Below are 23,716 nucleotides of genomic sequence, written 5' to 3' on the forward strand. Positions count from 1 at the left end.
TCCTGCATGCAGAATGACATGACTCGAAAGGGCTACCCGGATATGACGAATATGTGACTGCATGGACTAATAATTGCGGAACTGTGTTTCTCTAACGATTTCATTATCCTCTTGATCCATGACGCGAATTTCAGCCGTCCATTTCCCCGCATAAGGCAGGAACGTTCCTTCGGCACGGTAAGCAGCTCTCTTATAACCAGGGAACGAATCATACGCATCTTCGTCCACACGCTCCAGCGGCACATCGATGGGTGCATCCTCACGGCTGTCTGAGCGCAGTCTTAACACAACCGACTTCGGCTCTCCGGATTTCTCCGGCAGCCACACTTGAAGGGTTATCGTATTGTCGCTGCCCGGCACGTTAGGCGATACGTTGAACGTTACATGCATATCGTCGCCCATTTGATGATAGTTATACGGCTCATTGGCAGGCAGCGGGCTCATATACGTAAACACCGCAGCGATCGCTACGATACATGTCATCAGAATCAGATCTGCCTTAAGAAGCGTGCCTGCAGGGAACCCGCTGCGCTTCATCCGAATACGAAGCATGGTGCCTGTTACAAGTACGGCGATAACGAGGATCGTTTTAACTGTCAGCAGTCCTCCCCAAGTCGTGAGCCACAAATATGACAGCTTAGGCAGGAAGAGCAGAGTCATCGTAACTCCGCTGACCACAAGCACAGCAAGGGAGATTAATGCTCCCTGCGAAAAGCTTGCGCCAAACCTGCCCGCTTCCTTCCGATCGGTGTACCAGACGTACAAGAGAACAGCCAGGCCGCCTGCCCACACCGCGGATGCCAGCAAATGAATGAAGTCGAAAGCGATCGTAAGAGCCTTCGGATCATTTGCCGCCGGATGGCCGATCAAACTTTCTACGCCAAGCAGCAGGACAACCCAGAGCAGACGAACAAACCGCTCATTAAAGCGCTGTGCAACAAATCCGAGAAGCGCCAGAACAATAAGCTCCAGCCATGCCCGGCCAGTTGTCGTATCCGTAAACATCTTACCCCACGCTGAGATAGGCTGCCCTTTCATCAGCTCATTGACCTGCAGGAAAATATGCAATAGCACGGTCACAAGAAGTGCCCGCAGCCCGATCACTGACAACCGCTTAAAAGCCGACTGCAATGACTCGCTTGGCTTACGGATAAAAGCTTGCCATAACGCCGTGCCAGCTGCCATCAGCAGCGCTGCATAATAAAGAACCCGTACCACATACAGCAATTTTTGCTGCATGCCTTTTGACGTATTCTTGTTAGCGGCAAAAGTCTCTGCGTCCTTCCAGTTCGGCGGATTGCCCACAACAAACACATAAGAGCCGCTGACCGGATGCCCATCTTCTGAGATGATATGATAAGAGACGGAATAGACGCCTTCCGCAAGGGTTGGCATCGGAAGCTTAAGTGTTGTCCCGTCATTCTCAAGCGTTGGTTCATCCGTTTTTATTTTATTCGACTGGGAGTCGACCACCTCAACAGATCCTGCTCCTAGCTCTACCGCCTCGTTAAAAGAAAGCTCAACAAAGGGCGGAGACTGCGCAAGCTTGGCATTAGCAGCAGGAACCGTTTTCTCCAGCGTAGCATGTGCGAAGGCCTGCGGCGCCCCCGCAAGGACAAATAGGACAAGCAGCAAAAAGGCCGCTCCTATACGTTTGTGTAAGGTATGTAGATTCGTATTCATAATTCCGATCATACTCCTATTCTTCAGCTTCCCTCCATTGTACGCCTAAGATAAACTCCATGCATGACTCATTAGAGCTAGGCAGGATGGCTGAATTCATATGAACAGAGCAAAACGGTATTGTTCTCCTAAAGAGAACAATACCGTTCTTTTCTGTTGCTATTAGACGTTGAAGCGGAAATGCATAACGTCGCCGTCCTGCACGACATACTCTTTGCCTTCGAGGCGCAGCTGGCCTCTTTCTTTTGCAACGTTCATTGTACCAGCAGCAGCCAAGTCCTCGAACGATACAACTTCAGCACGAATGAAGCCGCGCTCAAAGTCAGTATGAATAACGCCCGCAGCTTGCGGAGCTTTCATACCTTTGCGGATCGTCCATGCACGAACTTCTTGCACGCCTGCTGTGAAGTAAGTGTACAGACCAAGCAGTTTGTAAGCTGCATTAATCAGACGGTTAAGGCCAGATTCCTGAAGGCCAAGCTCTTCGAGGAACATCGCTTTGTCTTCGCCTTCCAGCTCAGCGATCTCTTCTTCTACCTTCGCGCTGATTGGCACGACTTGTGCACCTTCAGCAGCAGCGAATTCACGAACGATCTGTACAAATTTGTTGTTATCTGTATCAGCAACTTCCGACTCAGCTACGTTTGCTGCATACAAAACTGGCTTCATCGTGAGCAGATGAAGATCACGGATAATCTGCTTTTCGTCATCCGACAGTTCAACACTGCGAGCAGGCTGATCGTTGTAGAGCGCATCTTTGACACGTTCCAGTACGTCTACCTCAAGCGCGATTTTTTTGTCGCCGCCCTTCAGGTTTTTACGGGAACGATCGATTTTTTTCTCAACAGAGTCGATATCCGCCAGAATGAGCTCCAGGTTAATCGTCTGGATATCGCCAAGCGGATCGATTTTACCGTTCACATGCGTAATGTTCTCATCTTCGAAGCAGCGAACAACGTGAACAATCGCGTCAACCTCTCGGATATGAGCAAGGAACTTGTTGCCAAGGCCTTCGCCTTTGCTCGCGCCTGCTACGAGGCCGGCAATATCAACAAATTCGAATGCTGTTGGAACTGTTTTGTTCGGCTGTACCAATTCTGTCAATTTGTCCAGACGGTAGTCTGGCACTTCTACGACACCTACGTTAGGGTCGATTGTACAGAATGGATAGTTAGCAGACTCCGCGCCCGCTTGCGTAATTGCATTAAATAAAGTGGACTTACCTACGTTCGGCAGACCCACGACACCAGCTTTCAAAGCCATGCGTTAAGACACCCCATTTTCCGAAGTAACAATCTCACGTCATTATACCCGATGCCCGCCTACAATAAAAGCCCTGTACAATGATGTTCGATCTTCCAAAAATGGGTCTTTGCTGTTATTCCCGCTTTTCGTCAGCTGGACTTTTTGCGGCATACCGCGATCACGTACATCGGGTCGCAGCTTTTGAACAGATGAAGCGGAAGTGGTTCATGACCACTCGCCGTAACCAAATGCCGGCTCGCCCTGCCAAGCGGCAGACCTACCTTTTCCCGCAGCCACAGCCGATCTCGAGAAGCTTCATCTCGCCAAGTCCACCGCCAGCCGCATTCCGGGCAAACAGTTGCAAATACGAAGTCGTGTCGGACTTAAAGCTGACGCTTCCGCAATGGTGGATAAACGTATCCTTGCACAGCAGCAGCTTATACCCCATAAGCCGCAGGCGCAGCGAGAGATCATCATCCTCATAATTGCCGATTCCAAACCACTAATCCAGCCCGCCAGCCGCTTCAAAGGCTTCCCTCCGCAGCAGCATGCAAAAGCCAATCAGCTTCAGTCGCTCTTCCAGAGGATTGCTGTCGGCGGACTGCCGAACCGATTCCGAGAACTGATCCAATTCCTCAAGAGTAGTATAATGGCTTGGAATTTGCGTCCAGTAATAGGCTGAATTCGTCACGGGCCCTGCTGCCCCAACGGAAGAATCACTAAACAACCCTCGCTTCAAACCGTCCAGCCAGCCCGGTGTAACGAGGGTATCGTTGTTTAACAGCAGGATCAGCTCGCCTGAAGCGGCAGCCGCCCCTTGATTGCAGCCTTTTGGAAAACCTGCATTATAACTATTCTCGATGACATGGATATTCGGCTCTTCTTTCGCCCAAGCAGCTGTCCCGTCATCTGATCCATTATCGACAAGAATCAATTCGTAGCTTCCTGCCGCTATATGCCGCCTGATGCTTTCTATGCATGATCGTGTATAATCAAGCCCGCCCCGAGTTACAAGAATGATACTCGTCACTAACCGCTCGTCCATTTCTCCACCGCTTGGCATAGGTTCATGCCATCAGCATATGTAGAAGGAGCCTGGACCGTATAGCACGTTAGCCTACTGCGTCACGACGTTATTGCACGAAAAGCATCTATTGCGATTTCTTCACAAAAGACAACCCAAACAAATAACCTGCAAGAACATTAATAATAGCTTCATTCTTATCATCCAAAACAATACGAATAAGCGCTTCGATCGTGCCGTCTGCACTCGTATAAAGCTTGCCGTAATTGACTGCCGCTACATAATTCAAAACGACAATGACAATCGACAGAAGCAGCGTAAACTGCGTATCCTTCACACGAATTCCAAATTCCCCGTTGCGGAGCATGTGGAGACTTGCGCCAAAACCAAAGGTTATTGCAAATAAAACAAACAGGAATTTGGTCGTTATATCCGAATCACCGTTACGGAACAACACTTCATTACTTGCATAAACGACAAGCATGGTGAACAAAAGAAACAAGATGAACACTACATACTTGTATACTGCCGCCTTCTTAACCATATTCTGCACCCCTTATATTGTCTAACCCGATTGCATGTCAATCCCTCCTCACGCCCATACTAACAAGGAACAAGGAGGTGGAACTAAAGCGATGGAAAATCAAAGCCACAAAGGCAATTATAAAGGGTCAACGGCCATGAAGGCAAAGAATCAAGATATGGCATTTGTCAATGATACGATCGAGGATGCGAAGTCCGTCACAAACTTCTCCTCCAAGAACAAAAAAACGGACTAATTTCGGCTGCATCGCACAACATAAAACCCCCGTTTGGCGCTGGGCCAAACGGGGGCTTCTTAGCGTTTAGGTAATCACCTAATTACGTAATGGTGCTTCTTGCAGCTCCGCTCTCGTTTGAAGGAAACGGAAGAAGGCAACAGATGCTTCTGCTCTGGATACTTGCTTCTCCGGCAGGAAGCTGCCGTTTGACAGCGTCATGATCTTCAAGCCAACAACAATAGCCGCCTGACCTTTGTTCTCAAACTTGGCCGCATCCTTGAAGTTAATGTTGAACAATTCATCGTAGTTCGCCAGCGAATTGTATCCGAGGGCACGTACGATCAGTTCTGCCATTTCTTCGCGGTCAACCTTGCCATCCGGCTTAAAGGAGCCGTCTCCGATATCGATCAAGTTCTGCTGAAGAGCACTTTCGATGTAGACGTAGTACTGACTTTGCTTGCCTACATCATTAAATGAAGCACTAGTTGCAGAATCAGCACTCTCGTACATAATTGGCGATCTTCCACTGTTCATAGCAAGCACAAGCATCTTAATGAGCTCTCCGCGGGTGACAATCTCATTCGGACGAACCTTTCCGTCCTTCACATCAAGCGCCTTATAGGCAACCATCAGTTCCAACTGACGTTGTGCCCAGTGACCGTCAATATCCGTTGCCTTAGGCTTCTCCAGCTGTGTCTTGTCGCCTGTCTCGCGGTTACGCCAATCTCCGGATACAGCGTCCAGGAAGATGGATTCATCAAGCTGACGCGGCACAAGGCGGTAGATGAGCTGCGCAGCGGTATTGGATTCAACATCAGATGGCTGGATTTCGCCTGAGGCAACCATAAGATTATATTTTTGCACCGGGATCGGCTGTCCTTGATAGACATAATTTTGCGTCAAATAATACGTCAATTCCGTCCGGTAGTATGTCATCCACTTCTCAATCGCCTGGGCTGGCGTTATGACTTTTGGAGCGGTCTCCGAATATTTGTAAGGATTGATGCTTGCATCATAGCTTCGTACAACACCGGTATTCGCATCAATTGTGATGTTCACATTGTCATAATCTGTTATTGCGCCATTTACCTTGTGTACAAAGTTAAAGTAATAAGAGTCGATATTCTGTACTTTGTCCGGGTCATATTGCGACTTATCCCTTTTCACAATATAAAGCTCATCCGCTACCCAAGGAAGCTGTTTTTTCACCGCTTCAATTGCCTTAGCCTCTGCTTGGTCATAAGACAGCGCCGGCTTTGCATTGGTGGACTTATTATTATACTCATAGAAGTAGAAGCTGCTGACTACACCAGTCCGGCTGTCTACCGTTGCGGAAGCGGAGCCTATGCTTTCCTTGCCGTTCTTCAGCTCCCAATCCAGACGCCAGTTCGCAGAAGCGACACCGGAAGACTCATCCGTATTCTCGGAATAGCTGGAGCTGCTGAATTCTGCATTTGCTGGAAGAGTGAAAGCCGCCAATACCGCTTTCTTCGCTTGGTCCTCTGTAATATTAGAAGCAGCAGGAGCATCGCCAAGCGATTTATCGGATAGCGGGGTTTCCGACACTTGATCCGAATTCACATAACTGCTTTGCACTTCCTTGCCCGTTGCAGCATCAATCGCAAAGGCACCCATATCATAGCTTAGCACTGGATTACGTGGTCCTTGTACATTGTAAGGGATAATGTATCTAAGCTCTGGCTTTGCCTGCTCGATGAGCTTTGTCTTCGCTTCATCCGCCGTCAGCTTTACATCAACCTTAGGGAATTTAATCGTATCATCCCACTGCAGGGAATAACGAAGAACATGCCCTTCGCTGTCAACATCCAGTTCAATGTAGTTATCGACGTACGGAATATCGCCTACTATCCGGTCAAATCGCAAAGTATGCCGCACCTCACCAGAAAGCGGAGGCAGCGTCTGAGCACCATATTCCGGATTATATTTCACTTGATCCTTATACTTTGCCGCCACAGTAGACAAGAAGGAATAAGCAATTTGCTGCGCTTTGTCCCGTTCTACTTTTAAGGGATACGTAGGCTTAGCACTTGGGTTATCGAGATAGGCGCTGTAATCAAGAAGCTGGCCGTCATCGGCATTAAGCCGGACGTAGATGCTGCCCTTGCTTTTGCCATTCACCTTGTAGACGAAATCCATTCCCCATACACTACGTTTGCCGCCTGCCAGCGTATCTGTCGATAACGAGGCACCTTGCAGGGTATAGTCTTTAGGGATGCTTACCAATTGCCGAGCCAATGACTCTGCTTTTTCTTTGGACACTTTCACATCTACAGGGGCAACTGAGCCTACATTGGGCACAGCAGCATCTCCTGACACGGCAGACACAGCCGGTTTGTCAACGCTTTCAGCAAAAGCCGCCGCAGGCATACTGCTCGTCAGCATAACCGCTGCAGCAAGAGTAACGAGCTTCTTACGATGATTCATCACCATAAATAACCTCCCATGCTTTTCCATTCTTGTTAATCAGCTAAATAGACGCTTCTGTTGCCCAGAAAGTTGCATCCTAGTCCATAAATTTGATGGAATAAAAAAAGACTGCTCTTCATGGTCAGCTGACCATAGAGAGCAGTCTTTCATCACTTCAAGCCAAATCTTACAGTTGACCTGCAATTTTTGCTTTCAAAGCGTCTTTTTGTTGTACGCCAACCATTTTGTCAACAGGTTGACCATCTTTGAACAGAATCAGCGTAGGGATGCTCATTACGCCGAATTGTGAAGCCAATTCTGGCTCTTCGTCAACGTTGATTTTCGCGATTACCGCTTGGCCTTCCAGTTCAGTTGCAAGCTCCTCCACGATAGGAAGCTGCATTTTGCAAGGTCCGCACCAAGGTGCCCAGAAATCTACCAAAGAAACGCCATTTTGTACGCTAGTTGCAAAGTTTTCTTTCGTCAATGCTACTGCCATTGTCAATCATCCTCTCCATTTGGTTTATGATTAAGGGAATTCCGCCACGTACCGTTACTGTCGCCTAATCACAGCCACAAGCATGAATTTGCTTCAGTACATCTTGAATCGTGATGCCGCTAAAGTAGCCTTCCAGCTGCTTCTCGGCTGTACAGAAGATTCCAAACATAACCTGGTTCATATTCGAGCCAACAACGCAATCCATACCCGGGTCACCCGAGCACCAGCTCGGAATAAATGAGCCTTGCGCCATGACGCGATATACATCACCAAGTGTAACGACATTTGGATCAATTGTAAGCCTGTAGCCGCCCCCTGCGCCTTCCCTCGTATCGACAAAGCCGCTTTTGCGTAAACCGCTCATGACTTTACGAACTCTTGCGGAGTGGGTGCCTACGTTGTCGGCGATCATCTCACTGCTTGCCATCCGCTCGGGCAGATAGGCTAAATAAACGAGACTGTGTACGGCAATCGTAAATTCGCTGTTCAATGTGAACGGCCTCCCTGTTTAGTACTGTAATAATATCAATTACAGTTAACATTGTCAATAGCAGGCCGCCCGATTTCCGCCACAGTCTATAGGGTGCGACGGCGGCACCCCCCTTATTCGTCAAGCCTTATGCTAGAAATTGAAATTCATGGGGTCCGAACCAAGACGGCGGTTCTCATTCAAGCCATTGATGGCTTCCATCTCGCCAGCTGTTAACTCAAAATTGAAAATATTTGCATTCTCGATAATCCGGCATTTCGTTACGGACTTCGGTATGGTAACAATTCCGTTCTGCAAATCCCAGCGCAAAATAACCTGAGCAGCTGATTTGCCATGCTTATGTCCGATATCTTGTAAGAGTGGGACGTCCAAATGGCCCTGCAGCAAAGGACTCCATGCCTCAAGCTGAATGTTACGGTCCTTGCAGTAGCTTTGCAGCTCCGGCTGAGTCAGGAATGGCTGGAACTCCACCTGATTAACGGCTGGCACCACTTCACAGCTGCCAAGCAGATCTTCCAGGTGAGGAATCAGAAAATTGCTGACGCCAATTGCGCGGACATGACCATCCTTGTACAACTTCTCCAAGGCGCGGTATGTATCTTTGTATTTGCCGGCAACAGGCCAGTGAACCAGATACAAATCAATTACATCAAGCTGCAGCTTTCTGCGGCTATCCTCGAAAGCCTTAAGCGTGCTCTCATAGCCTTGATTGCTGTTCCATACCTTAGTCGTAATGAACAGCTCTTCGCGCTTCACTCCACTCGCTGCGATCGCTCTGCCTACACCTTCCTCATTGCCGTAGGCCGCCGCCGTATCAATGCTGCGGTATCCTGCTTCTAGAGCATCGGCTATTGCCTGCTCCACCTGCGCACCTTCTTGCGTTTTGTACACACCAAGACCCAGCCAAGGCATCTTGATCCCATTGTTTAATTCCGTACATTGCGTAATAGATGTAAAGTTACTCACAGCAAAGCTCCTCCCTTATTGTAAGGTTCTGCTTATTAAGGACAACTTCTACACTATTTTACCACTGATTCCTACTGGTGAACAATTAAGCTGCTATAGAATTATTAGTAAAAAGTTCATAACAAAGCTGTCATCTTCATGGCAGATGCACGAATACATATGTACGGAATGGCGAATCAGCAGGCGAAGGAGGTGTGTAGGAATGGCGCTGTGGTGGAATCGGTGGGTCGCCTTTCGAACCGAGGGCGGTTCCAGGGCAGAGGAGATTGACAGGCTTCAGGCACATTTCAAAGAAAATGGTGTGAAATCTAAAATCACCCTGGAAGGCAGCTCCTTGAAACGGATTCATGTACGCAGCAAGGACGAGGACCGCGCCAAGGAGCTCGCGGCTTCATTCGACGCCGAGCACTCTCAATAAGCTTGATTCAGCCGCAATCCGCAGTTTCTTTTTAGGGCGACAACTTGGACGGAAGGCAAGCCTTCGTCCGGTTGCCGCCATTTTTTGAAATATCCAAAGCCTTGATCTTCGAGGGGATATGTGTATAATACAGGTTAGTGGTTTTCTAGGGTTCCGCTAAGCCTTGTTGCTTAGGTCTGGTCCGAGGGAAAACGCACAGCAATAGCTGTGATCACGGAAGGATAAAAACCTGGGAGTCGCCTGCGCCAGCAGTGTACTCCCAGGTTTTATTTTGCCATTTTTAAATCTAACATCACGTGTAAGGGGGAATATTTTTCATGAAAAAGCAATGGCTTCAAGTTTATGTAGCCGCTGTATTTGAAGTGATGTGGGTAACGGGGCTGAAGCATGCGGACAATGGCTGGAGCTGGGCTGGCACCTTTATTGCCATCCTTCTTAGCTTTGTCCTGCTTATCAAAGCAAGCAGCGAGCTTCCTGTTGGCACCGTCTATGCCGTCTTCGTTGGCCTTGGCACGACCGGTACCGTCATCTCGGAATCCGTCTTTTTTGGTCATCCGCTTCACGCGGCTAAATTATTGTTTATTGCGCTTCTTCTAATTGGCATCATTGGCCTTAAACTCGTTACACCAGAGCACACAAATGCGGGCGAGAAGAAAGGAGCTTCCTCATGAACTGGGTATCCCTAATTTGCGCGGGTTTGTTCGAAATGCTGGGCGTCGTTATGATGAACAAAGTAAATGAAAAGCGAAGCTTTAAGAACATCGCCCTCCTGCTTATTGGCTTTGGCATGAGCTTTGTGTGTCTCTCCTATGCGATGCAAAGCCTCGATATGAGTATCGCTTATGCGATCTGGACGGGTATTGGCGCTACTGGCGGAGCCATCCTAGGTATGGTTCTATACGGCGAGCCTAAAAATGCATTGCGCATCTTCTTTATCACATTGATCATCGGAGCCGTCATAGGTCTCAAGCTTGTCGCTTAAGCGGAAACGTCTGCACCTTCCCTAGGAGGAGCAGACGTTTCCGCTCCAGAACGCAGTAAGGGGCTGTCCCTTAGCCATTCGGCTTTGGGACAGCCCCTTCGTGTATTTCATCGGCTCACTAAACAAAAAGAAGTGGACTGGTTAGGTGCCGATTACACTTCCATGATGATAGGAAGGATCATCGGCTTTCTTTTCGTTTGTTCATATAAGAATCGACCAAGCGCGTCTTTCACGTTTGATTTCAGCGTTGTCCATTGGTTCACGTTATCGCTGATGGATTTCGTAATCGTTCTAGTCACAATTCTGCCTGCTTCCTCAAGCAGTCCTTCCGACTCGCGTACATAGACGAAACCGCGGGAGATAATATCCGGCCCCGATTTGATGGTCTTGTCTTGCTTGCTGATCGTTACAACAACGACAAGAATGCCGTCTTGGGACAAATGCTTGCGGTCGCGAAGCACGATATTGCCGACATCGCCGATACCAAGTCCGTCGATATACGTATTGCCAGCCGGCACTTTGCCGGATTTGCGTGCATCGCCGTTAACGATTTCTACGATTTCGCCGTTATCGACGATAAAAGTATGACCTTGCTCTACGCCAACTGCTTCTGCCAGCTTCTTATGATGGAGCTGCATCCGGTATTCGCCGTGAATAGGGATGAAATATTTCGGCTTCATCAATTGAAGCATCAGCTTCAGCTCTTCTTGGCTGCCGTGGCCGGATACGTGCATACCCGTCGTTGAACCAGAACCGTAGATTACGTTCGCTCCAAGACGGAACAGCTCGTCCACTGTACGGCCGATACTGCGCTCATTGCCCGGAATAGGCGTTGCCGAGATAATAACCGTATCACCTTCGAGAATTTCCACCTGGCGATGGTTCGAGCGAGCCATACGAGTCAATGCCGACATTGGCTCCCCTTGGCTGCCTGTACAAAGAATAACGACTTGATTATCCGCATAACGGTTCACTTCGTTTGTCTCAATCAGCATGCCGTCCGGAATATCCAAATATCCAAGCTCCGAAGCAATGGTAATCATGTTGACCATACTGCGTCCGATAATCGCGAGCTTCCGTCCAGTTACTGCCGCTGCATCAACGACCTGCTGCAGACGATACACGTTCGAAGCGAAAGTTGAGACGATAACACGGCGCTCTGCTTTGCGGAAAGCATCGATGAAATTAGCTCCTACGATACGTTCCGAAGGCGTAAAGCCCGGGCGCTCAGCGTTTGTACTTTCCGATAGCAGAGCAAGTACACCTCTGCGGCCAATCTCGGCCATACGATGAATATCCGCATGATCGCCAACCGGCGTTTGGTCAAACTTGAAGTCGCCTGTATGAACGACTACACCTTCCGGTGTATCAAGCACGACACCAAGGGAATCCGGAATACTGTGGTTTGTCTTGAAGAATGTCGCCGTCATGGAGCCCAGCTTAAGCTCGGAATCCGAATTAATCAAGTGGCGCTCCGTCGATCCCAGAAGACCAGCTTCCTTCAATTTCCCTTCGATCAATCCCATTGTCAATCGACTTGCGTAGACAGGCATGCTCAGCTGCTTCAAGATATACGGTAGGCCTCCAATGTGGTCCTCGTGGCCGTGCGTAATGAGCAATGCTCTAACCTTGTCCTTATTCTCGATAAGGTACGTGATATCCGGCACGATGATGTCGATGCCGAGAAGTTCCTCATCCGGGAATTTGGAACCGCAATCAATTACAATAATGTCGTTTGCGTATTGTACCGCGTACATGTTCTTGCCAATTTCGCCTACGCCGCCCAAGGCAAAAATGGTTAGTTTTTTATCCGTTTTATGGTTATTCAAAAATAATCCTCCTATTTTATAAGACTGCGACGATTGTTATACTTCAAACTAAAAATCCGAACCAGTCACTTGCCACCATTATAGCACGAAAAAATAACAAAATGGAAATAGGCTGTTAAGCCTTTTTAAAACTCAATACTACGCTTATATTTCATTCACGAAACGTATGCTGCTACTTAATGAAGGTGCATCCGTTTTCGCTAGTCCCTGCTGAATTTCCTCCAAGCCGCAATCGCCGCATTCACGGACAATCCAAGCGCCACGCCTATGATTACCGCTGCCAAATTAAGCCCATGTACGAATAGCAGCAGTACGCCGCCGCCCAAATCATCCTCAGGAAGTGGAAAAACAAGCCCCATCAGATAACCGGTAACGACCAGCATCGGCACCCAAATAACAGGGATAAACAATGCAAAATACCAATATTTACGGCGGAACCACACTATAACAGGCAACGCATATACTGCCGATGTTACTGCAAAAACGATGTATGCCTCATCTATAGCGGCACTATAGCGATAGGCCAGTTGAAAAAAAGTATTCCCGATTACGGCGTAAATAACGCTTGCGAGTACAACGAAAAGTGTTGCCCGGCTAAACCCAGGTCTCGCAGACGGCTTCATTATCGCTTAATGATCCCTTTAAGAGCATCAATAAAGGACTTCATTTCTTCATCCGTTCCAATCGTTACACGCAAATATTGATCAATACGCGGCTGTTTGAAATAGCGGACAAGTACGCCCTGCTCACGCAGCTGTTGGAACAATTGCTCTGCAGCATGATCGGGATGGGAAATGAATACAAAGTTTGCTGCGGAATCCGTTACCTTAAAGCCAATCTCCTTCAGCTCCGCCGTTACCTTATCGCGTGTATGAATGACCTTCGCTGTAATCTCACGGAAATACGCTTCATCTTTAATCGCAGCAACGGAGCCTGCAAGCGCAAGGCGGTCAAGCGTATAAGAGTTGAACGAGTTCTTGACGCGGTTAAGCCCATCAATCAGTTCCTCACTGCCAAGTGCCCAGCCTACACGAAGGCCAGCAAGCGAGCGGGATTTAGAGAGTGTCTGCACAACGAGCAGGTTCGGATATTCGTTCACAAGCTTCGCAGCAGATTCCCCGCCGAAATCAATATAAGCTTCATCAATAAGGACCACTTGATCCGGATTTTGGGTGAGCAGACTCCGAATGTCATCAAGCGAGATCAGCATCGCAGTAGGTGCATTCGGATTCGGGATAACAATACCGCCGGATTCGCGGCGGCTGAATTCGTCAAGCGGCAGCTTGAACTGCTCATCCAGCGGGATTATGTCAGCCTTAAGCTGATAAAACTCTGCATACACCTTGTAGAAGCTGTATGTAATATCAGCGAAGGCTACCGGCTTCGCTGGGTTAAAGAACGCTGCAAAAGCGAAAGCAAGCACTTCATCAGAACCGTTGCCTACAAAGACTTGCGATGGAGCAACCTCGAAATAATCAGCGATTGTCCGCACAAGCGTATCGCAGGCCGGATCAGGGTACAGCCGTAAATCATCGTTAGTCACAGCCCGAATCGCTTCCAATACTTTTGGTGAAGGCGGATACGGGTTTTCATTGGTGTTCAGCTTAATATATTTTTTGTCCTTCGGCTGCTCCCCTGGTACATATGGAACTAAAGAAGCTGTGAGCGGACTCCAAAACTTACTCAATGTTCATTCTCCCCTCAGGTTTTATTTCATGCTATGACTTACATTTAATGATAATCATGTGTCTTGTCCTATAGCTTGCGGCCGACAATAATCAAATCACGCTCTACCCCGTCGAGTTCTGCAACCTTCGGCAGGTTAGCCCATTCTTCAAAGCCGAATTTCCGAAGCAGTGCGAGACTTGGCTCATTATGGCCAAATACAAATCCAAGCAGCGTACGAAGGCCAAGACCTGGACTAGCTTCCAGTGCCTTCTGAATAAGGAACGATCCAATGCCGCGTGCACGGTGCTCCTGATCGATATAAATACTGACCTCAGCTGTTGCATTGTAAGCTGGGCGTCCGTAGAAAGACTGAAAGCTCAGCCAGGCGATCATATTCCCCTCGTCTTCAAGCACCCATAACGGACGAAAATCCGGTGAATGCTCGTCATACCATCTCATTCTGCTTTCCACAGTCACCGGCTCAAGATCAGCCGTCACTTGGCGGGATGCAATAGTAGAATTGTATATTTCAACGATGCGGGGCAGATCAGCCAGTCCGGCATCTCGGATCGTATAATTGCTGTTCATTATTAATTCTCTCCTTACACCTTTGTATCCTTTTTTATGATTGTACAGCGAGCGCAATTTTTCCGCACGTATAAATAATTTAACCAGTTGGAAACAAAAACAAGCCAACCCCCGTGAAGAGAGTTGGCTTGTACTTTCCCGTGCACCTATTCACTGCCATCATGAACCACGACAGTACCCGCAATAAAGTCATGGATTGCGCGTTTGTCTTCCCGCAGACCTACCATAAAAGCACTGACCACTGCCCCGATGCCAAAGGTAACCGCATAGATTAAACCGCCCACCAATTGGCGCAACAGCATCGTACCGATGCCGATTGGCATACCATCCAGTCGTTTAATTTGAATGCTGCAGATCTTTTTCCCGATGGTGTACCCGTTCCATACAATAGGGATCAGCAAGGAATAAAGGAAGGATACAATATTCGAAAACGCGCTGTCTGCCTTGCCAAATAGGATCGAGGAAATAATGGCAAGCGGAATACCGATAATTAATCCATCCAAGATTGCTGCACCAAGCCGTCTCCAAAAGCCGGCTCGCATATGATTATCCATGTTGTTCCTCCCTAGTTCATTGATTAGTTACGATCATTATGAACGACAACCGTTCCTGCGAACCTTCATTCTCTTTACTTAACCTATTACGTGCCAATTTTACTTATGAGTCACAAATTTACAACTATCATCCATGGCTTAAAATTCGCCATTTTCCTACAATCCCCTCCCTTATTTTCCAATTTATATGATTCGTATACAAAAAAGCCGGGTTGCCCATTTTGGACAACCCGGCATTACAGGCGCTATTCGGCACTACTATTTAAGCTTTCGATGGATCAAACGAGCTCTTCAGCGACACAATCCGGTTGAACACCAGGTTCTCTTCTGTCGAATCCTTCGGATCAACATTGAAGTAGCCATGGCGGAAGAATTGGAACTTGTCATGCCCCTTCGCATCCTTCATGTTCGGCTCTACGAAGCCTTTCAACACTTGCTCATTATTCGGATTGATGCATTCAAGGAACGGCTTGCCTTCCTCTTCTGCTTCACTTGTAATAAGCGGCTCATAGAGGCGGAAGTCTGCAGGAACGGCTTGCGATGCTTCAACCCAGTGAATCGTACCTTTCACCTTACGGGCATTAAAGCCGGAGCCGCTCTTCGTTGCTGGATCATACGTGCAGCGAAGCTCGATCACATTGCCGGCTTCATCCTTGATCACTTCTTGGCAAGTAATAAAGTAAGCATGCTTCAGACGCACTTCATTGCCAGGGAACAGACGGAAGTATTTCGCTACAGGATTTTCCATGAAATCGTCTTGTTCAATGTAGATCTCACGGGAGAACGGAATTTGGCGTGTGCCCATTTCCTCGTTCTCGGCGTTGTTTTCCGCTTCAAGCATCTCAACTTGGCCTTCCGGATAGTTCGTAATAACAACCTTAAGCGGCTGCAGAACGGCCATCGTACGAAGGGCCTTCATCTTCAGATCTTCGCGGATAAAATGCTCCAGCATCCGTTCATCAACGGTGCTGTTCGCTTTGGCAACACCAATCTCACGGCAGAATGCGCGGATCGCTTCAGCCGTATAGCCTTTGCGGCGAAGACCGCTGATCGTTGGCATACGCGGGTCATCCCAAGCGGTAACGATACGTTCGTCAACAAGCTGCTTCAGCTTTCTTTTGCTCATAACCGTATTGGTAATGTTCAGGCGAGCAAATTCATATTGCTTCGGTACGTCTGCCATCTCGCATTCGGCAATTGTCCAGTCATAGAGCGGACGGTGGTCAGCAAATTCTAGCGTACAGATCGAATGCGTGATGCCTTCAATGGCATCACTGATCGGATGTGCGTAGTCGTACATCGGATAGATGCACCATGCATCGCCAGTCCGGTGATGATGAGCATGAGCGATACGGTACAGTACAGGGTCACGGAAGTTGATATTAGGCGAAGCCATATCAATCTTCGCACGCAGTACTTTCTCGCCGTCCTTGAACTCGCCTGCACGCATTCTCGCGAACAGGTCAAGATTCTCTTCTACGCTGCGGCTGCGGAATGGACTATCTTGTCCAGGCTGTGTCAGCGTGCCGCGCATCTCGCGCATCTGCTCGGCAGTCAGATCACACACATACGCTTTCCCTTTGCGGATCAGCAGGACTGCACGATTATATAACTCTTCGAAATAGTCGGATGCAAAGCGCAGATCATCCCAATCAAAGCCGAGCCAGCGCACGTCCTCTTTGATTGACTCGACATATTCCGTATCTTCTTTAACCGGATTCGTATCATCGAAACGAAGGTTCGTCTTACCCTTGAACTCATCGGCAAGCTCGAAGTTCAGGCAGATCGATTTCGCGTGTCCAATATGCAAATATCCATTTGGTTCCGGCGGAAAGCGGGTCACGATTTCCTGCACGTGGCCTTCCTTCAAATCTTCGACGACGATATTCTTAATAAAGTTAGAGGATGATACCTTGTTCTCCACTGTGTTTTCCACGGCGACCAACCTTTCCCGTAAATAATTATCTTCTTATCATACACAAATTTACGAGAAAATACACTGTGAAACTGCCAGTGGAGACAGTCTTCTAGAATAAGAAGTCCAATGCGCCCGTAGAGTGAAGCAGAACAAGTACGACAAGAATTGGAGCAACATACTTCACCATAAAGATCCAAATTCGGTACCATCGCGACGACAAGCCAGCTTCATCCTCAGCATTCTTCCATACATGCCCAGCAAAGATTGTGATAAGCAGGCCGCCAAGCGGCAGCAAAATGTTGGAGCAGATGAAATCCATCCAATCGAAGAAGGTTTTATCTCCGAACTGTAATCCTCCGACAGCACCGCCTACCGAAATAGCCGAAGGTATGCCGATTAGGAACAGAAGCAGTGTAATAACGATAACGGAGAGTCCACGACTCCAGCCGAACCGTTCACGGACGAAAGCTACTGGGACTTCAAGCAGTCCAACCGTCGATGTTAACGCTGCAAACGCTAGGAGAATAAAGAATAAGCCGCCGAATAGGCTGCCAAACGGCATTGCTGCGAAAGCGGCAGGCAAGGCAACGAATACAAGCCCCGGTCCTTGGCCTGGCGCAATATCAAAAGCAAAGGATGTTGGAAAAATAATAAGCCCCGCAAGGAAGGCATATAGCAGGTCACCAAGACCAATCGCAAGCGTTCCTGCGCCAAGTGATTGTCTCTTGTCTACATAAGCACCGTACGTAACCATCGTCCCCATACCAAGCGATAAGGAGAAGAAGGCATGTCCAAGCGCGACTAGCGCTGATTCCGGTGTGAGCTTGCTGAAGTCAGGATTAAGGAAGAACGAGACGCCTTCTCCCGCACCATCAAGCGTTAAAGCACGAATAACTAAAGTTACAAGCAGAATAACGAGACCAGGAATTAAAATTTTATTGAATTTCTCGATCCCAGCGGAAACCCCTTTTAGGATAACCACGGCTGTCAGCACCAAAGCAAGGAGCTGCCACCATACCGGCTGCCAGCTGCCAATGAAGGCACCAAATTTACCAGAATAATCGGAATCCGAGAATAGATTTCCAGTAAAGGATTGTACGGCATAATACATCGTCCAACCGGCAACAACCGAGTAGAACGATAAAATAAGGAACGGAGCAAGAATCATAAGGAATCCGAGCCAGCCCCAGCCTTTCTGCTTGCTCAAGCGACTGAAGGAAGTCACTACACTTCCGCGTCCGCCGCGGCCTATTGTAAGCTCCGCCATTAAAACGGGCAAACCTACGGCAAGCAGGCAAATGATAAACATGAGGAAAAAGGCCGCTCCGCCATATTTCCCCGTAATATATGGAAACTTCCACATATTGCCGAGCCCTACCGCACTGCCGATTGCAGCGAAAATAAAGCCTGACTTCGAGAACCGCTCTCCCCCGTCTGTTAAGGATGGGGCGGCAGTATCCTTGTTCTGATCAACCATTTTACAACCAACCTCTCTTGTGTCTTCACCTGATGATGTGCCTATTATTTACTTCCAGTTCGAGAAAAAACCGGAATGCTTATCGTACTATTTTTCATACGCTCATACAAGAACGAAGTGAACGGATGGTGATCACGTCCATGGCGTCACAACCGATCGTTATCTTCCCCTGCGGCGGCTGGCAGGGCATTCCTGTCTATCAGCGAAGCTGGCTGGAGGGGCTTGTACAGAAACGGAAACTCTTCGCTGCTGCGGATGATGCTCCAAACCCTGTTGAACCACTTCTCTTCGATCAACTGGACTCGGTTGAGTGGAACAACGCCGCAGCTATTGTCATGCATCCGGCTTGGGTTCATATCATCGTACCGTTCAAACCCCGCTGTCTGATTGTCATGCTGCATGAGTCGGAACAGGTGGAGGAAGAGCTGTGGCGCCAATGCCGCTCCTGGCTGTCCGCCAGCGGGACACTCGTCGTCGCCAGCTCTGAGGCGCAATATTTGGAGCAGTCGTTTCGCCGCAGCGGTGTCTTCCTGATGGATGGTTTAGATGAAACGTCAGATCTGTTTGCCAAGCAGGCCATCGAATGGCACATCGACGGATTTGAATCCGACACGCTCATTCGGCTGCAGCAGCGGCATCGGGCTAATTGGAGAGAGGGATTGCTGCAAAAGCAAGAGCATGCAACTGATGCTGAAGCTCAGGGATACGCAGACGGACTCTTTTTCCATTCGGTCTATCGGTACCTAACCGGAGAAGCTGATCGTTCGCGCGAGCTATTATTAGCTTCTTTCGAACGTATGCTGCTGGAGGGGCGTAAGCAGACCCTTCCAAATGTATACCGTTTCCTGTCAGCGATCGAGTTGGAACAAGGACGTATACATGATGCCGTCCGAACTTACGGTTATACCGCACAAAATGAGGTGGAATGGCGCTATTTTGATCTAATGACGGAGTGGCTTGCAGGCAGAAAGTGTGACTTAGCCAAAGCTCTGCTGTATCGCTTAAATGATGATTACCGCAAAGCGGCCGTTCTGTTAGAACCCTTAACGGAGGATGCGGATGCACGGAAGCTGCTGATCGAAACCTACATGCTCATGGGAGAGTTGAGACGCGCCTGCGCTCTTATTCGTCCAGAGCATCGGCAAGCTGATGCTGATCGCAGGCAATGGCTGCATCTGCAAGGGATGGCGCTGCTGCTCGAGGGCAAACGTCATGAGGCCATCCACTGCTTTCTTCAGGCTGGCGAGAATAGACAGGAAGATTTAAACGGGATAATCGAGCTGGCCGTTATGGACGGCGCTGCACGGGAGATGACTCTAGGAAATAAGGAGGCCAATTGAGGATGGTTAACGGTCTCGGAAAGGGCGGCAGGAAAAAGACAGGCAATAAACTGACTGCCATCATGCAGGTCCGCAATGAAGCGGGTCGTTATTTGGAAGCCGCACTTGCGGATTTATCTGGTTTTGTAGACGAGATTGTGATCGTGGATGACGCGAGTACGGATGAGACCCCCGAGCTCGCCTTATCCTTCGAGAAGGTCGTGAAGCTGGTACAGAATAAGGAATCATTGTTTCATAAAGAATGGCTGCTCCGCGAACAATTGTGGCGGACGGCGGCGGAGACGTCTCCTGACTGGCTGCTTGCCGTGGATGCAGATGAATTTTACGAGGATTATACGAAGGCGGCCATGCGGGAGCTGATCAATCAGGATGAATACGACACGGTTTCCTTTCGGATGTACGATTTCTGGGATTCAGTCACCCATTATCGCGAAGACGAGTGGTGGAATCTTCATCAGCGGCAGACGATGACGCTTGTCCGGTATTTGCCCGGGTACCACTATGCTTATCCGAAGCGGGCGCATCATGCACCACGGCTTCCTTTTACGTACAGCGCACTGCCTGGCCTCGATACCGACCTCCGAATCAAGCATTATGGCTGGGCGGGGAGCAGCGAAGAACGTCAGGCGAAATATGACCGGTATATGAAGCTCGACCCGCTAGGCCAATGGGGAAGTCTCGCGCATTATGCCTCTATCCTTCATCCAAACCCCAAGCTGATCCGCTGGCAGGAGCGGGAGCGGCAGGATGAATAAGGCCAAGGCGCAGACTGTTACGATATTAACTCACAGCTATTTGAACGGGTACGGCCAGGAGTACTCGCGCATATTCGGAGGCGGCCTGGAGCGATATGTACATTTGTTATGCCGAGCGGTAAAGGAGCTTGGTCTTATTCCCGTTGTTCACCAAACACGGTGTATGAAGGCGTACGGGTGCGCGGCTGGTCATTCGAATCGAACCAAATTACGAAGGCATTCGAGCAGATGGCTGATGCAGTGGACGGCCTTCTAATCTATGCCAGCTGTATCTGGCACCCGATCGGCTACCACCCTGGCAGCATCGGTATTTGCCACGGCATCAATTGGGATACTCCCTTCCTTGCAGCAGAGACAAAAGCCACGATCGGGAGGCATATTAATCAGGCACTGAGGCAATTGGACAAAGTTGTCTCGGTCGATTCGCATTTCCAGACCTTCTGCCGAGCGGTATGCGAGTATGACGATCCTGCCAAAATCATTCTGCTGCCTAATCCGGTAGATACGGTTTGGTTTAAGCCCAAAACTGATTCCCATTCGAGAGAGATTAGGGTGCTTTATCCGAGAAGGCTGAGCTATGAGCGTGGTTTAATTACGATGATGCTCTCGGCAGATGAGCTGCTCAGCCGTTATGAGAATGTATTCGTGGAATTTGCAGGAGAGCTCATTAACGGCACAATGATGGATACGGTGTTTCATTTATGGCTGGAGGCACATCCGCACCGTGACCGTATTCAGCACCAAACCTATACATTTGAGACGATCCGGGATGCCTATCATAAGGCGGACATCGCCGTCATTCCGACCTTGTTCTCGGAGGGAACCTCCCTCTCCTGTCTGGAAGCTATGAGCTGCGGACTTCCTGTCGTCGCCACCAATGTCGGCGGTTTAAATGACCTTATCTTGACGGCTTTAACGGTCGTCTTACCCCGCCATCAGCTGCTGCCATTACTCCTGCTGTAAGCGAGCTGATCGAGCGGCCCCGGCTGCGCCGCAGGATGGGCGTGGCCGCGCGGCGGGCTGCGCTCGCATTCGATCAGAAGCGGTGGATCGCCGAGTGGAAGACGATTATAATGGCGCAGCTTGCGAAGCGGGAGAGGCGTTGAGTGGCTTAACTACACAACTCCTCTCCTGCTTCATTGCACTTTGTACACTATACGTAGGCGTTTCGATAGCGTAGCTTAGGGAGTCCATTTCGAAGAAATAGGCTGTATCCATCTGCAACATAGCCACCAGTTCCAGACATTTCAGCGGATTATAGTGTATGGAATACAACGCAGCCCAGAGCTAGTAAGTTGTTAGTTCCCTCACAAGTACATGCGAGCAGGAACGATAGACTGTCTTTGTGGGGTTAGTGCGAGCAAGAGTTACAGGCCGTGCAGCGCGGATGTCACGCGCAGCATCAGCTCTTGCTCGCAGAGCAGCGGCGCTGCGAGCGCTGCCTGCGGCGCGGCGCGGCGGGCTCGCGCCGCAAAAGCAGCCGCGAGTCCCGAGGCGGCGGCTCGCAGAGCCCATGGCTGCGCCGCCGCTTCACGCGCAGCCGCAAAATGCTCCGCCGCGGCGGCCGTGTCGGCCGCGGCGATCGCGAGCGCGCCCGCGGCCAGCCACGCGGGCCAAGCACGCACGCGAGCAAGCGCGTGCGCAAGCCTTGCAGCGGGCGGAGGCGAAGCCCGCCCGCCATCCACCCAGGCAAGGGCGGCGAGATACTCGCCCTTGCCTGGGTAGTCATCCGGCAGCTGCTCCCAGCGCTGCCGGCCAGCGACTAATCCCCCCTGCTGAACCGCCAGCAGGCCACTCCAAAAATCTCCGCCAACTGCCAATCCCGCAATCAGCTGCCTGCTTAACGCCGGCTCAAGCTGCAGTCCGGCGTCAGCGAGCAGCTCCAGCACGGAGCGGCAGAGCTTATGTCTGCCATCCGTAACCACACGGTCAACAACAGCCGGCCAATGCCCCCTTAAACTCTCGTCCATTGTACCGAGCATCAGCAGCCTCTCCCAGCCTATAATCAAGCTTGATCGCCAGCGCAGCCGCATAATAGTCGGCCGCCTTCAGCCAATCATACTTTCGTTCGGAGACATAACCTGTCATGAACAACGCTCGGTAGGTGCCAGAGCCAAGCGCCGAGGAATAGTGCATAGGCGCACTTCCCACTGCTAATGCAACATACAGCGCTTCTTCAGCCTCTCCTGTGCGGTCCGTTTCCAGCAGTACAGCCGCATAAGCTTCATGCAGATCGGGAAAATCACCAAACTTCCTCAGCCCGCAGACCGCCCATTGCTCCGCTTCCTTCAGTCTGCCTAGCGCCCGCAAAGCATGGATCAGCTTAAGATATACATCAGAGATATGCCCCTCTTCCGCCTCCTCGTCCACTCCGCGTAATAATGGCTCAAGCCATAATACCGCCCGCTCCCAGCTGCCATAAGTAAAATATTCCGTTCCCATCGCATAACGCAGCACCGGATTATCCGGATCACGGCTTAATGCTGCAAGTAATATGCGTTCATTCCGTTCTTTTTTCCTGCGTTGCATCATAACCACATTCCGGTGACCCTCATGAAGCAGTTGAACAGGTGCCTCTCGAAGCGCCTCCGAACCATAGGCAGCTACCGCCGATGCAGCTTCTTCATGCAATGCCCCCGTAAATCGAATACGCGGATCATTCCGAAACAAACGGCATACCGCATCCGAGATCTCCTCATCCCCGCTTCGCCCGTCTACTCTGCTTCTTATTTGAACCAGATAGCCATAACAGCTTTCTTCAGCGAGCAGCTGCTCCCACGTTGCAATTGGAAGCGGGACAAGCCGTTCATCCGCATCAAGGACCAATATCCAGGGCTGGGATGCTTGTTCGAGCGCAATATTACGTGCTTCAGCAAAATGATCCTGCCAGCAGATGGTCAACACCTTGGCACCGAACGCTTCTGCAATCGCAGCTGTTTGATCTGTAGATCCAGTGTCAACGATAATGATTTCCGAGCAAAAAGGAGCCGCCGACGCCAGACATTGCGGCAGAAAGCGCTCCTCGTTCCGAACGATCATGCAGAGCGACACCGGCAGCGTACCATAAAATGCTGCTTCCACTCCCGCCCCTC

Annotated in this window: 25 protein-coding genes and 1 riboswitch; of the genes, 8 read left to right on the forward strand and 17 right to left on the reverse strand. The window is 49.7% G+C overall.

The window, feature by feature from the left end; genetic code table 11:
• Window positions 1-66: 66 nt before the first annotated feature.
• The gene (locus AB4Y93_RS23805; RefSeq protein WP_441895675.1) at window positions 67-1,683 is read right to left on the reverse strand and encodes a copper resistance CopC/CopD family protein; all 1,617 of its coding nucleotides are present in this window, start codon (window positions 1,681-1,683) and stop codon (window positions 67-69) included.
• A 162-nt stretch (window positions 1,684-1,845) separates the two neighbouring features.
• The gene (gene ychF, locus AB4Y93_RS23810; RefSeq protein WP_167281016.1) at window positions 1,846-2,946 is read right to left on the reverse strand and encodes a redox-regulated ATPase YchF; all 1,101 of its coding nucleotides are present in this window, start codon (window positions 2,944-2,946) and stop codon (window positions 1,846-1,848) included.
• Between the two features lie 80 nt (window positions 2,947-3,026).
• Here ychF and AB4Y93_RS23815 point away from each other — a divergent pair, with 80 nt between their 5' ends.
• Complete coding sequence (locus AB4Y93_RS23815; RefSeq protein ID WP_441895676.1) at window positions 3,027-3,413, forward strand: hypothetical protein; 387 nt, start codon at window positions 3,027-3,029, stop codon at window positions 3,411-3,413.
• A 17-nt stretch (window positions 3,414-3,430) separates the two neighbouring features.
• Here the strand turns inward: AB4Y93_RS23815 and AB4Y93_RS23820 are convergent, their stop codons facing one another.
• Window positions 3,431-3,973 (reverse strand): glycosyltransferase family 2 protein, encoded by a 543-nt coding sequence (locus AB4Y93_RS23820; protein ID WP_441895678.1) that lies wholly within the window; start codon window positions 3,971-3,973, stop codon window positions 3,431-3,433.
• 106 nt (window positions 3,974-4,079) lie between these two features.
• Window positions 4,080-4,496, reverse strand: coding sequence for a hypothetical protein (locus AB4Y93_RS23825; RefSeq protein ID WP_441895680.1), 417 nt, complete (start codon window positions 4,494-4,496; stop codon window positions 4,080-4,082).
• A 91-nt stretch (window positions 4,497-4,587) separates the two neighbouring features.
• Here AB4Y93_RS23825 and AB4Y93_RS23830 point away from each other — a divergent pair, with 91 nt between their 5' ends.
• Entirely contained in the window at window positions 4,588-4,731 is a 144-nt protein-coding gene (locus AB4Y93_RS23830; RefSeq protein ID WP_441895682.1) for a hypothetical protein, read from the forward strand.
• 78 nt (window positions 4,732-4,809) lie between these two features.
• On the opposite strand, the gene AB4Y93_RS23835 is transcribed toward AB4Y93_RS23830, so the two are convergent.
• The 4 genes from AB4Y93_RS23835 to AB4Y93_RS23850 all read right to left on the reverse strand — a co-directional run bounded on the left by AB4Y93_RS23835 (window position 4,810) and on the right by AB4Y93_RS23850 (window position 9,041).
• The gene (locus AB4Y93_RS23835; protein ID WP_441895684.1) at window positions 4,810-7,164 is read right to left on the reverse strand and encodes an S-layer homology domain-containing protein; all 2,355 of its coding nucleotides are present in this window, start codon (window positions 7,162-7,164) and stop codon (window positions 4,810-4,812) included.
• Window positions 7,165-7,327: 163 nt separating this feature from the next.
• Complete coding sequence (trxA, locus tag AB4Y93_RS23840; RefSeq protein ID WP_167281026.1) at window positions 7,328-7,639, reverse strand: thioredoxin; 312 nt, start codon at window positions 7,637-7,639, stop codon at window positions 7,328-7,330.
• A 64-nt stretch (window positions 7,640-7,703) separates the two neighbouring features.
• On the reverse strand, window positions 7,704-8,129 hold the full coding sequence (locus AB4Y93_RS23845; RefSeq protein ID WP_167281027.1) for an RrF2 family transcriptional regulator: 426 nt from the start codon (window positions 8,127-8,129) through the stop codon (window positions 7,704-7,706).
• Window positions 8,130-8,261: 132 nt separating this feature from the next.
• Window positions 8,262-9,041 carry an aldo/keto reductase gene (locus tag AB4Y93_RS23850; RefSeq protein ID WP_441895856.1) on the reverse strand — a complete coding sequence of 260 codons (780 nt, stop codon included), beginning with the start codon at window positions 9,039-9,041 and terminating at the stop codon, window positions 8,262-8,264.
• 256 nt (window positions 9,042-9,297) lie between these two features.
• On the opposite strand from AB4Y93_RS23850, the gene AB4Y93_RS23855 reads away from it, so the two are divergent.
• The 3 genes from AB4Y93_RS23855 (at window position 9,298) to AB4Y93_RS23865 (ending at window position 10,495) form a co-directional block, all read left to right on the forward strand.
• Window positions 9,298-9,513, forward strand: a complete 216-nt coding sequence (locus tag AB4Y93_RS23855) for a hypothetical protein (RefSeq protein ID WP_441895686.1) — start codon at window positions 9,298-9,300, stop codon at window positions 9,511-9,513.
• Window positions 9,514-9,647: 134 nt separating this feature from the next.
• Window positions 9,648-9,751, forward strand: a riboswitch (guanidine-I (ykkC/yxkD leader).
• Window positions 9,752-9,830: 79 nt separating this feature from the next.
• Entirely contained in the window at window positions 9,831-10,184 is a 354-nt protein-coding gene (locus AB4Y93_RS23860) for a DMT family transporter (protein ID WP_441895687.1), read from the forward strand.
• Complete coding sequence (locus AB4Y93_RS23865; RefSeq protein WP_441895688.1) at window positions 10,181-10,495, forward strand: DMT family transporter; 315 nt, start codon at window positions 10,181-10,183, stop codon at window positions 10,493-10,495. Before AB4Y93_RS23860 ends, AB4Y93_RS23865 begins: the two co-directional genes overlap by 4 nt.
• A gap of 152 nt (window positions 10,496-10,647) precedes the next feature.
• On the opposite strand, the gene AB4Y93_RS23870 is transcribed toward AB4Y93_RS23865, so the two are convergent.
• The 7 genes from AB4Y93_RS23870 to AB4Y93_RS23900 all read right to left on the reverse strand — a co-directional run bounded on the left by AB4Y93_RS23870 (window position 10,648) and on the right by AB4Y93_RS23900 (window position 18,529).
• Complete coding sequence (locus AB4Y93_RS23870) at window positions 10,648-12,324, reverse strand: ribonuclease J (protein WP_441895689.1); 1,677 nt, start codon at window positions 12,322-12,324, stop codon at window positions 10,648-10,650.
• Window positions 12,325-12,524: 200 nt separating this feature from the next.
• Window positions 12,525-12,947: a hypothetical protein gene (locus AB4Y93_RS23875; protein ID WP_441895690.1), complete on the reverse strand. Its 423-nt coding sequence runs from the start codon at window positions 12,945-12,947 to the stop codon at window positions 12,525-12,527.
• Window positions 12,947-14,011 carry a histidinol-phosphate transaminase gene (gene hisC / locus AB4Y93_RS23880; protein WP_441895692.1) on the reverse strand — a complete coding sequence of 355 codons (1,065 nt, stop codon included), beginning with the start codon at window positions 14,009-14,011 and terminating at the stop codon, window positions 12,947-12,949. Before hisC ends, AB4Y93_RS23875 begins: the two co-directional genes overlap by 1 nt.
• A gap of 68 nt (window positions 14,012-14,079) precedes the next feature.
• Window positions 14,080-14,580 carry a GNAT family N-acetyltransferase gene (locus AB4Y93_RS23885; protein ID WP_441895694.1) on the reverse strand — a complete coding sequence of 167 codons (501 nt, stop codon included), beginning with the start codon at window positions 14,578-14,580 and terminating at the stop codon, window positions 14,080-14,082.
• 146 nt (window positions 14,581-14,726) lie between these two features.
• A complete protein-coding gene (locus tag AB4Y93_RS23890; protein ID WP_441895696.1) occupies window positions 14,727-15,134 on the reverse strand; it encodes an RDD family protein in 408 nt (135 codons plus the stop codon).
• Between the two features lie 262 nt (window positions 15,135-15,396).
• Window positions 15,397-17,058, reverse strand: coding sequence for a glutamine--tRNA ligase/YqeY domain fusion protein (locus AB4Y93_RS23895; RefSeq protein ID WP_441895857.1), 1,662 nt, complete (start codon window positions 17,056-17,058; stop codon window positions 15,397-15,399).
• A gap of 103 nt (window positions 17,059-17,161) precedes the next feature.
• On the reverse strand, window positions 17,162-18,529 hold the full coding sequence (locus AB4Y93_RS23900) for a sodium-dependent transporter (protein ID WP_441895698.1): 1,368 nt from the start codon (window positions 18,527-18,529) through the stop codon (window positions 17,162-17,164).
• Window positions 18,530-18,669: 140 nt separating this feature from the next.
• Here AB4Y93_RS23900 and AB4Y93_RS23905 point away from each other — a divergent pair, with 140 nt between their 5' ends.
• The 3 genes from AB4Y93_RS23905 (at window position 18,670) to AB4Y93_RS23915 (ending at window position 21,587) form a co-directional block, all read left to right on the forward strand.
• Window positions 18,670-19,869 carry a hypothetical protein gene (locus AB4Y93_RS23905; protein ID WP_441895700.1) on the forward strand — a complete coding sequence of 400 codons (1,200 nt, stop codon included), beginning with the start codon at window positions 18,670-18,672 and terminating at the stop codon, window positions 19,867-19,869.
• A 2-nt stretch (window positions 19,870-19,871) separates the two neighbouring features.
• Window positions 19,872-20,624 carry a glycosyltransferase gene (locus AB4Y93_RS23910; RefSeq protein ID WP_441895702.1) on the forward strand — a complete coding sequence of 251 codons (753 nt, stop codon included), beginning with the start codon at window positions 19,872-19,874 and terminating at the stop codon, window positions 20,622-20,624.
• Window positions 20,625-20,732: 108 nt separating this feature from the next.
• Window positions 20,733-21,587: a glycosyltransferase family 4 protein gene (locus AB4Y93_RS23915; protein WP_441895704.1), complete on the forward strand. Its 855-nt coding sequence runs from the start codon at window positions 20,733-20,735 to the stop codon at window positions 21,585-21,587.
• Between the two features lie 404 nt (window positions 21,588-21,991).
• On the opposite strand, the gene AB4Y93_RS23920 is transcribed toward AB4Y93_RS23915, so the two are convergent.
• Both AB4Y93_RS23920 and AB4Y93_RS23925 read right to left on the reverse strand, forming a co-directional pair.
• On the reverse strand, window positions 21,992-22,606 hold the full coding sequence (locus AB4Y93_RS23920; RefSeq protein WP_441895706.1) for a hypothetical protein: 615 nt from the start codon (window positions 22,604-22,606) through the stop codon (window positions 21,992-21,994).
• Complete coding sequence (locus AB4Y93_RS23925; RefSeq protein WP_441895708.1) at window positions 22,554-23,705, reverse strand: glycosyltransferase; 1,152 nt, start codon at window positions 23,703-23,705, stop codon at window positions 22,554-22,556. Before AB4Y93_RS23925 ends, AB4Y93_RS23920 begins: the two co-directional genes overlap by 53 nt.
• Between the last annotated feature and the right edge of the window lie 11 nt (window positions 23,706-23,716).

The organism is Paenibacillus sp. YAF4_2 (assembly GCF_052113225.1).
GTDB lineage: Bacteria > Bacillota > Bacilli > Paenibacillales > Paenibacillaceae > Pristimantibacillus.

Excerpts from the sequence above, each read along its gene's own strand:
- AB4Y93_RS23805 (WP_441895675.1), bottom strand. The coding sequence starts at position 1,683 with ATGAATACGAATCTACATACCTTACACAAACGTATAGGAGCGGCCTTT.
- ychF (WP_167281016.1), bottom strand. The coding sequence starts at position 2,946 with ATGGCTTTGAAAGCTGGTGTCGTGGGTCTGCCGAACGTAGGTAAGTCC.
- AB4Y93_RS23815 (WP_441895676.1), top strand. The coding sequence starts at position 3,027 with ATGATGTTCGATCTTCCAAAAATGGGTCTTTGCTGTTATTCCCGCTTT.
- AB4Y93_RS23820 (WP_441895678.1), bottom strand. The coding sequence starts at position 3,973 with ATGGACGAGCGGTTAGTGACGAGTATCATTCTTGTAACTCGGGGCGGG.
- AB4Y93_RS23825 (WP_441895680.1), bottom strand. The coding sequence starts at position 4,496 with ATGGTTAAGAAGGCGGCAGTATACAAGTATGTAGTGTTCATCTTGTTT.
- AB4Y93_RS23830 (WP_441895682.1), top strand. The coding sequence starts at position 4,588 with ATGGAAAATCAAAGCCACAAAGGCAATTATAAAGGGTCAACGGCCATG.
- AB4Y93_RS23835 (WP_441895684.1), bottom strand. The coding sequence starts at position 7,164 with ATGGTGATGAATCATCGTAAGAAGCTCGTTACTCTTGCTGCAGCGGTT.
- trxA (WP_167281026.1), bottom strand. The coding sequence starts at position 7,639 with ATGGCAGTAGCATTGACGAAAGAAAACTTTGCAACTAGCGTACAAAAT.
- AB4Y93_RS23850 (WP_441895856.1), bottom strand. The coding sequence starts at position 9,041 with ATGCCTTGGCTGGGTCTTGGTGTGTACAAAACGCAAGAAGGTGCGCAG.
- AB4Y93_RS23855 (WP_441895686.1), top strand. The coding sequence starts at position 9,298 with ATGGCGCTGTGGTGGAATCGGTGGGTCGCCTTTCGAACCGAGGGCGGT.
- AB4Y93_RS23860 (WP_441895687.1), top strand. The coding sequence starts at position 9,831 with ATGAAAAAGCAATGGCTTCAAGTTTATGTAGCCGCTGTATTTGAAGTG.
- AB4Y93_RS23865 (WP_441895688.1), top strand. The coding sequence starts at position 10,181 with ATGAACTGGGTATCCCTAATTTGCGCGGGTTTGTTCGAAATGCTGGGC.
- AB4Y93_RS23875 (WP_441895690.1), bottom strand. The coding sequence starts at position 12,947 with ATGAAGCCGTCTGCGAGACCTGGGTTTAGCCGGGCAACACTTTTCGTT.
- AB4Y93_RS23885 (WP_441895694.1), bottom strand. The coding sequence starts at position 14,580 with ATGAACAGCAATTATACGATCCGAGATGCCGGACTGGCTGATCTGCCC.
- AB4Y93_RS23890 (WP_441895696.1), bottom strand. The coding sequence starts at position 15,134 with ATGGATAATCATATGCGAGCCGGCTTTTGGAGACGGCTTGGTGCAGCA.
- AB4Y93_RS23900 (WP_441895698.1), bottom strand. The coding sequence starts at position 18,529 with ATGGTTGATCAGAACAAGGATACTGCCGCCCCATCCTTAACAGACGGG.
- AB4Y93_RS23905 (WP_441895700.1), top strand. The coding sequence starts at position 18,670 with ATGGCGTCACAACCGATCGTTATCTTCCCCTGCGGCGGCTGGCAGGGC.
- AB4Y93_RS23910 (WP_441895702.1), top strand. The coding sequence starts at position 19,872 with ATGGTTAACGGTCTCGGAAAGGGCGGCAGGAAAAAGACAGGCAATAAA.
- AB4Y93_RS23915 (WP_441895704.1), top strand. The coding sequence starts at position 20,733 with ATGCCGAGCGGTAAAGGAGCTTGGTCTTATTCCCGTTGTTCACCAAAC.
- AB4Y93_RS23920 (WP_441895706.1), bottom strand. The coding sequence starts at position 22,606 with ATGCTCGGTACAATGGACGAGAGTTTAAGGGGGCATTGGCCGGCTGTT.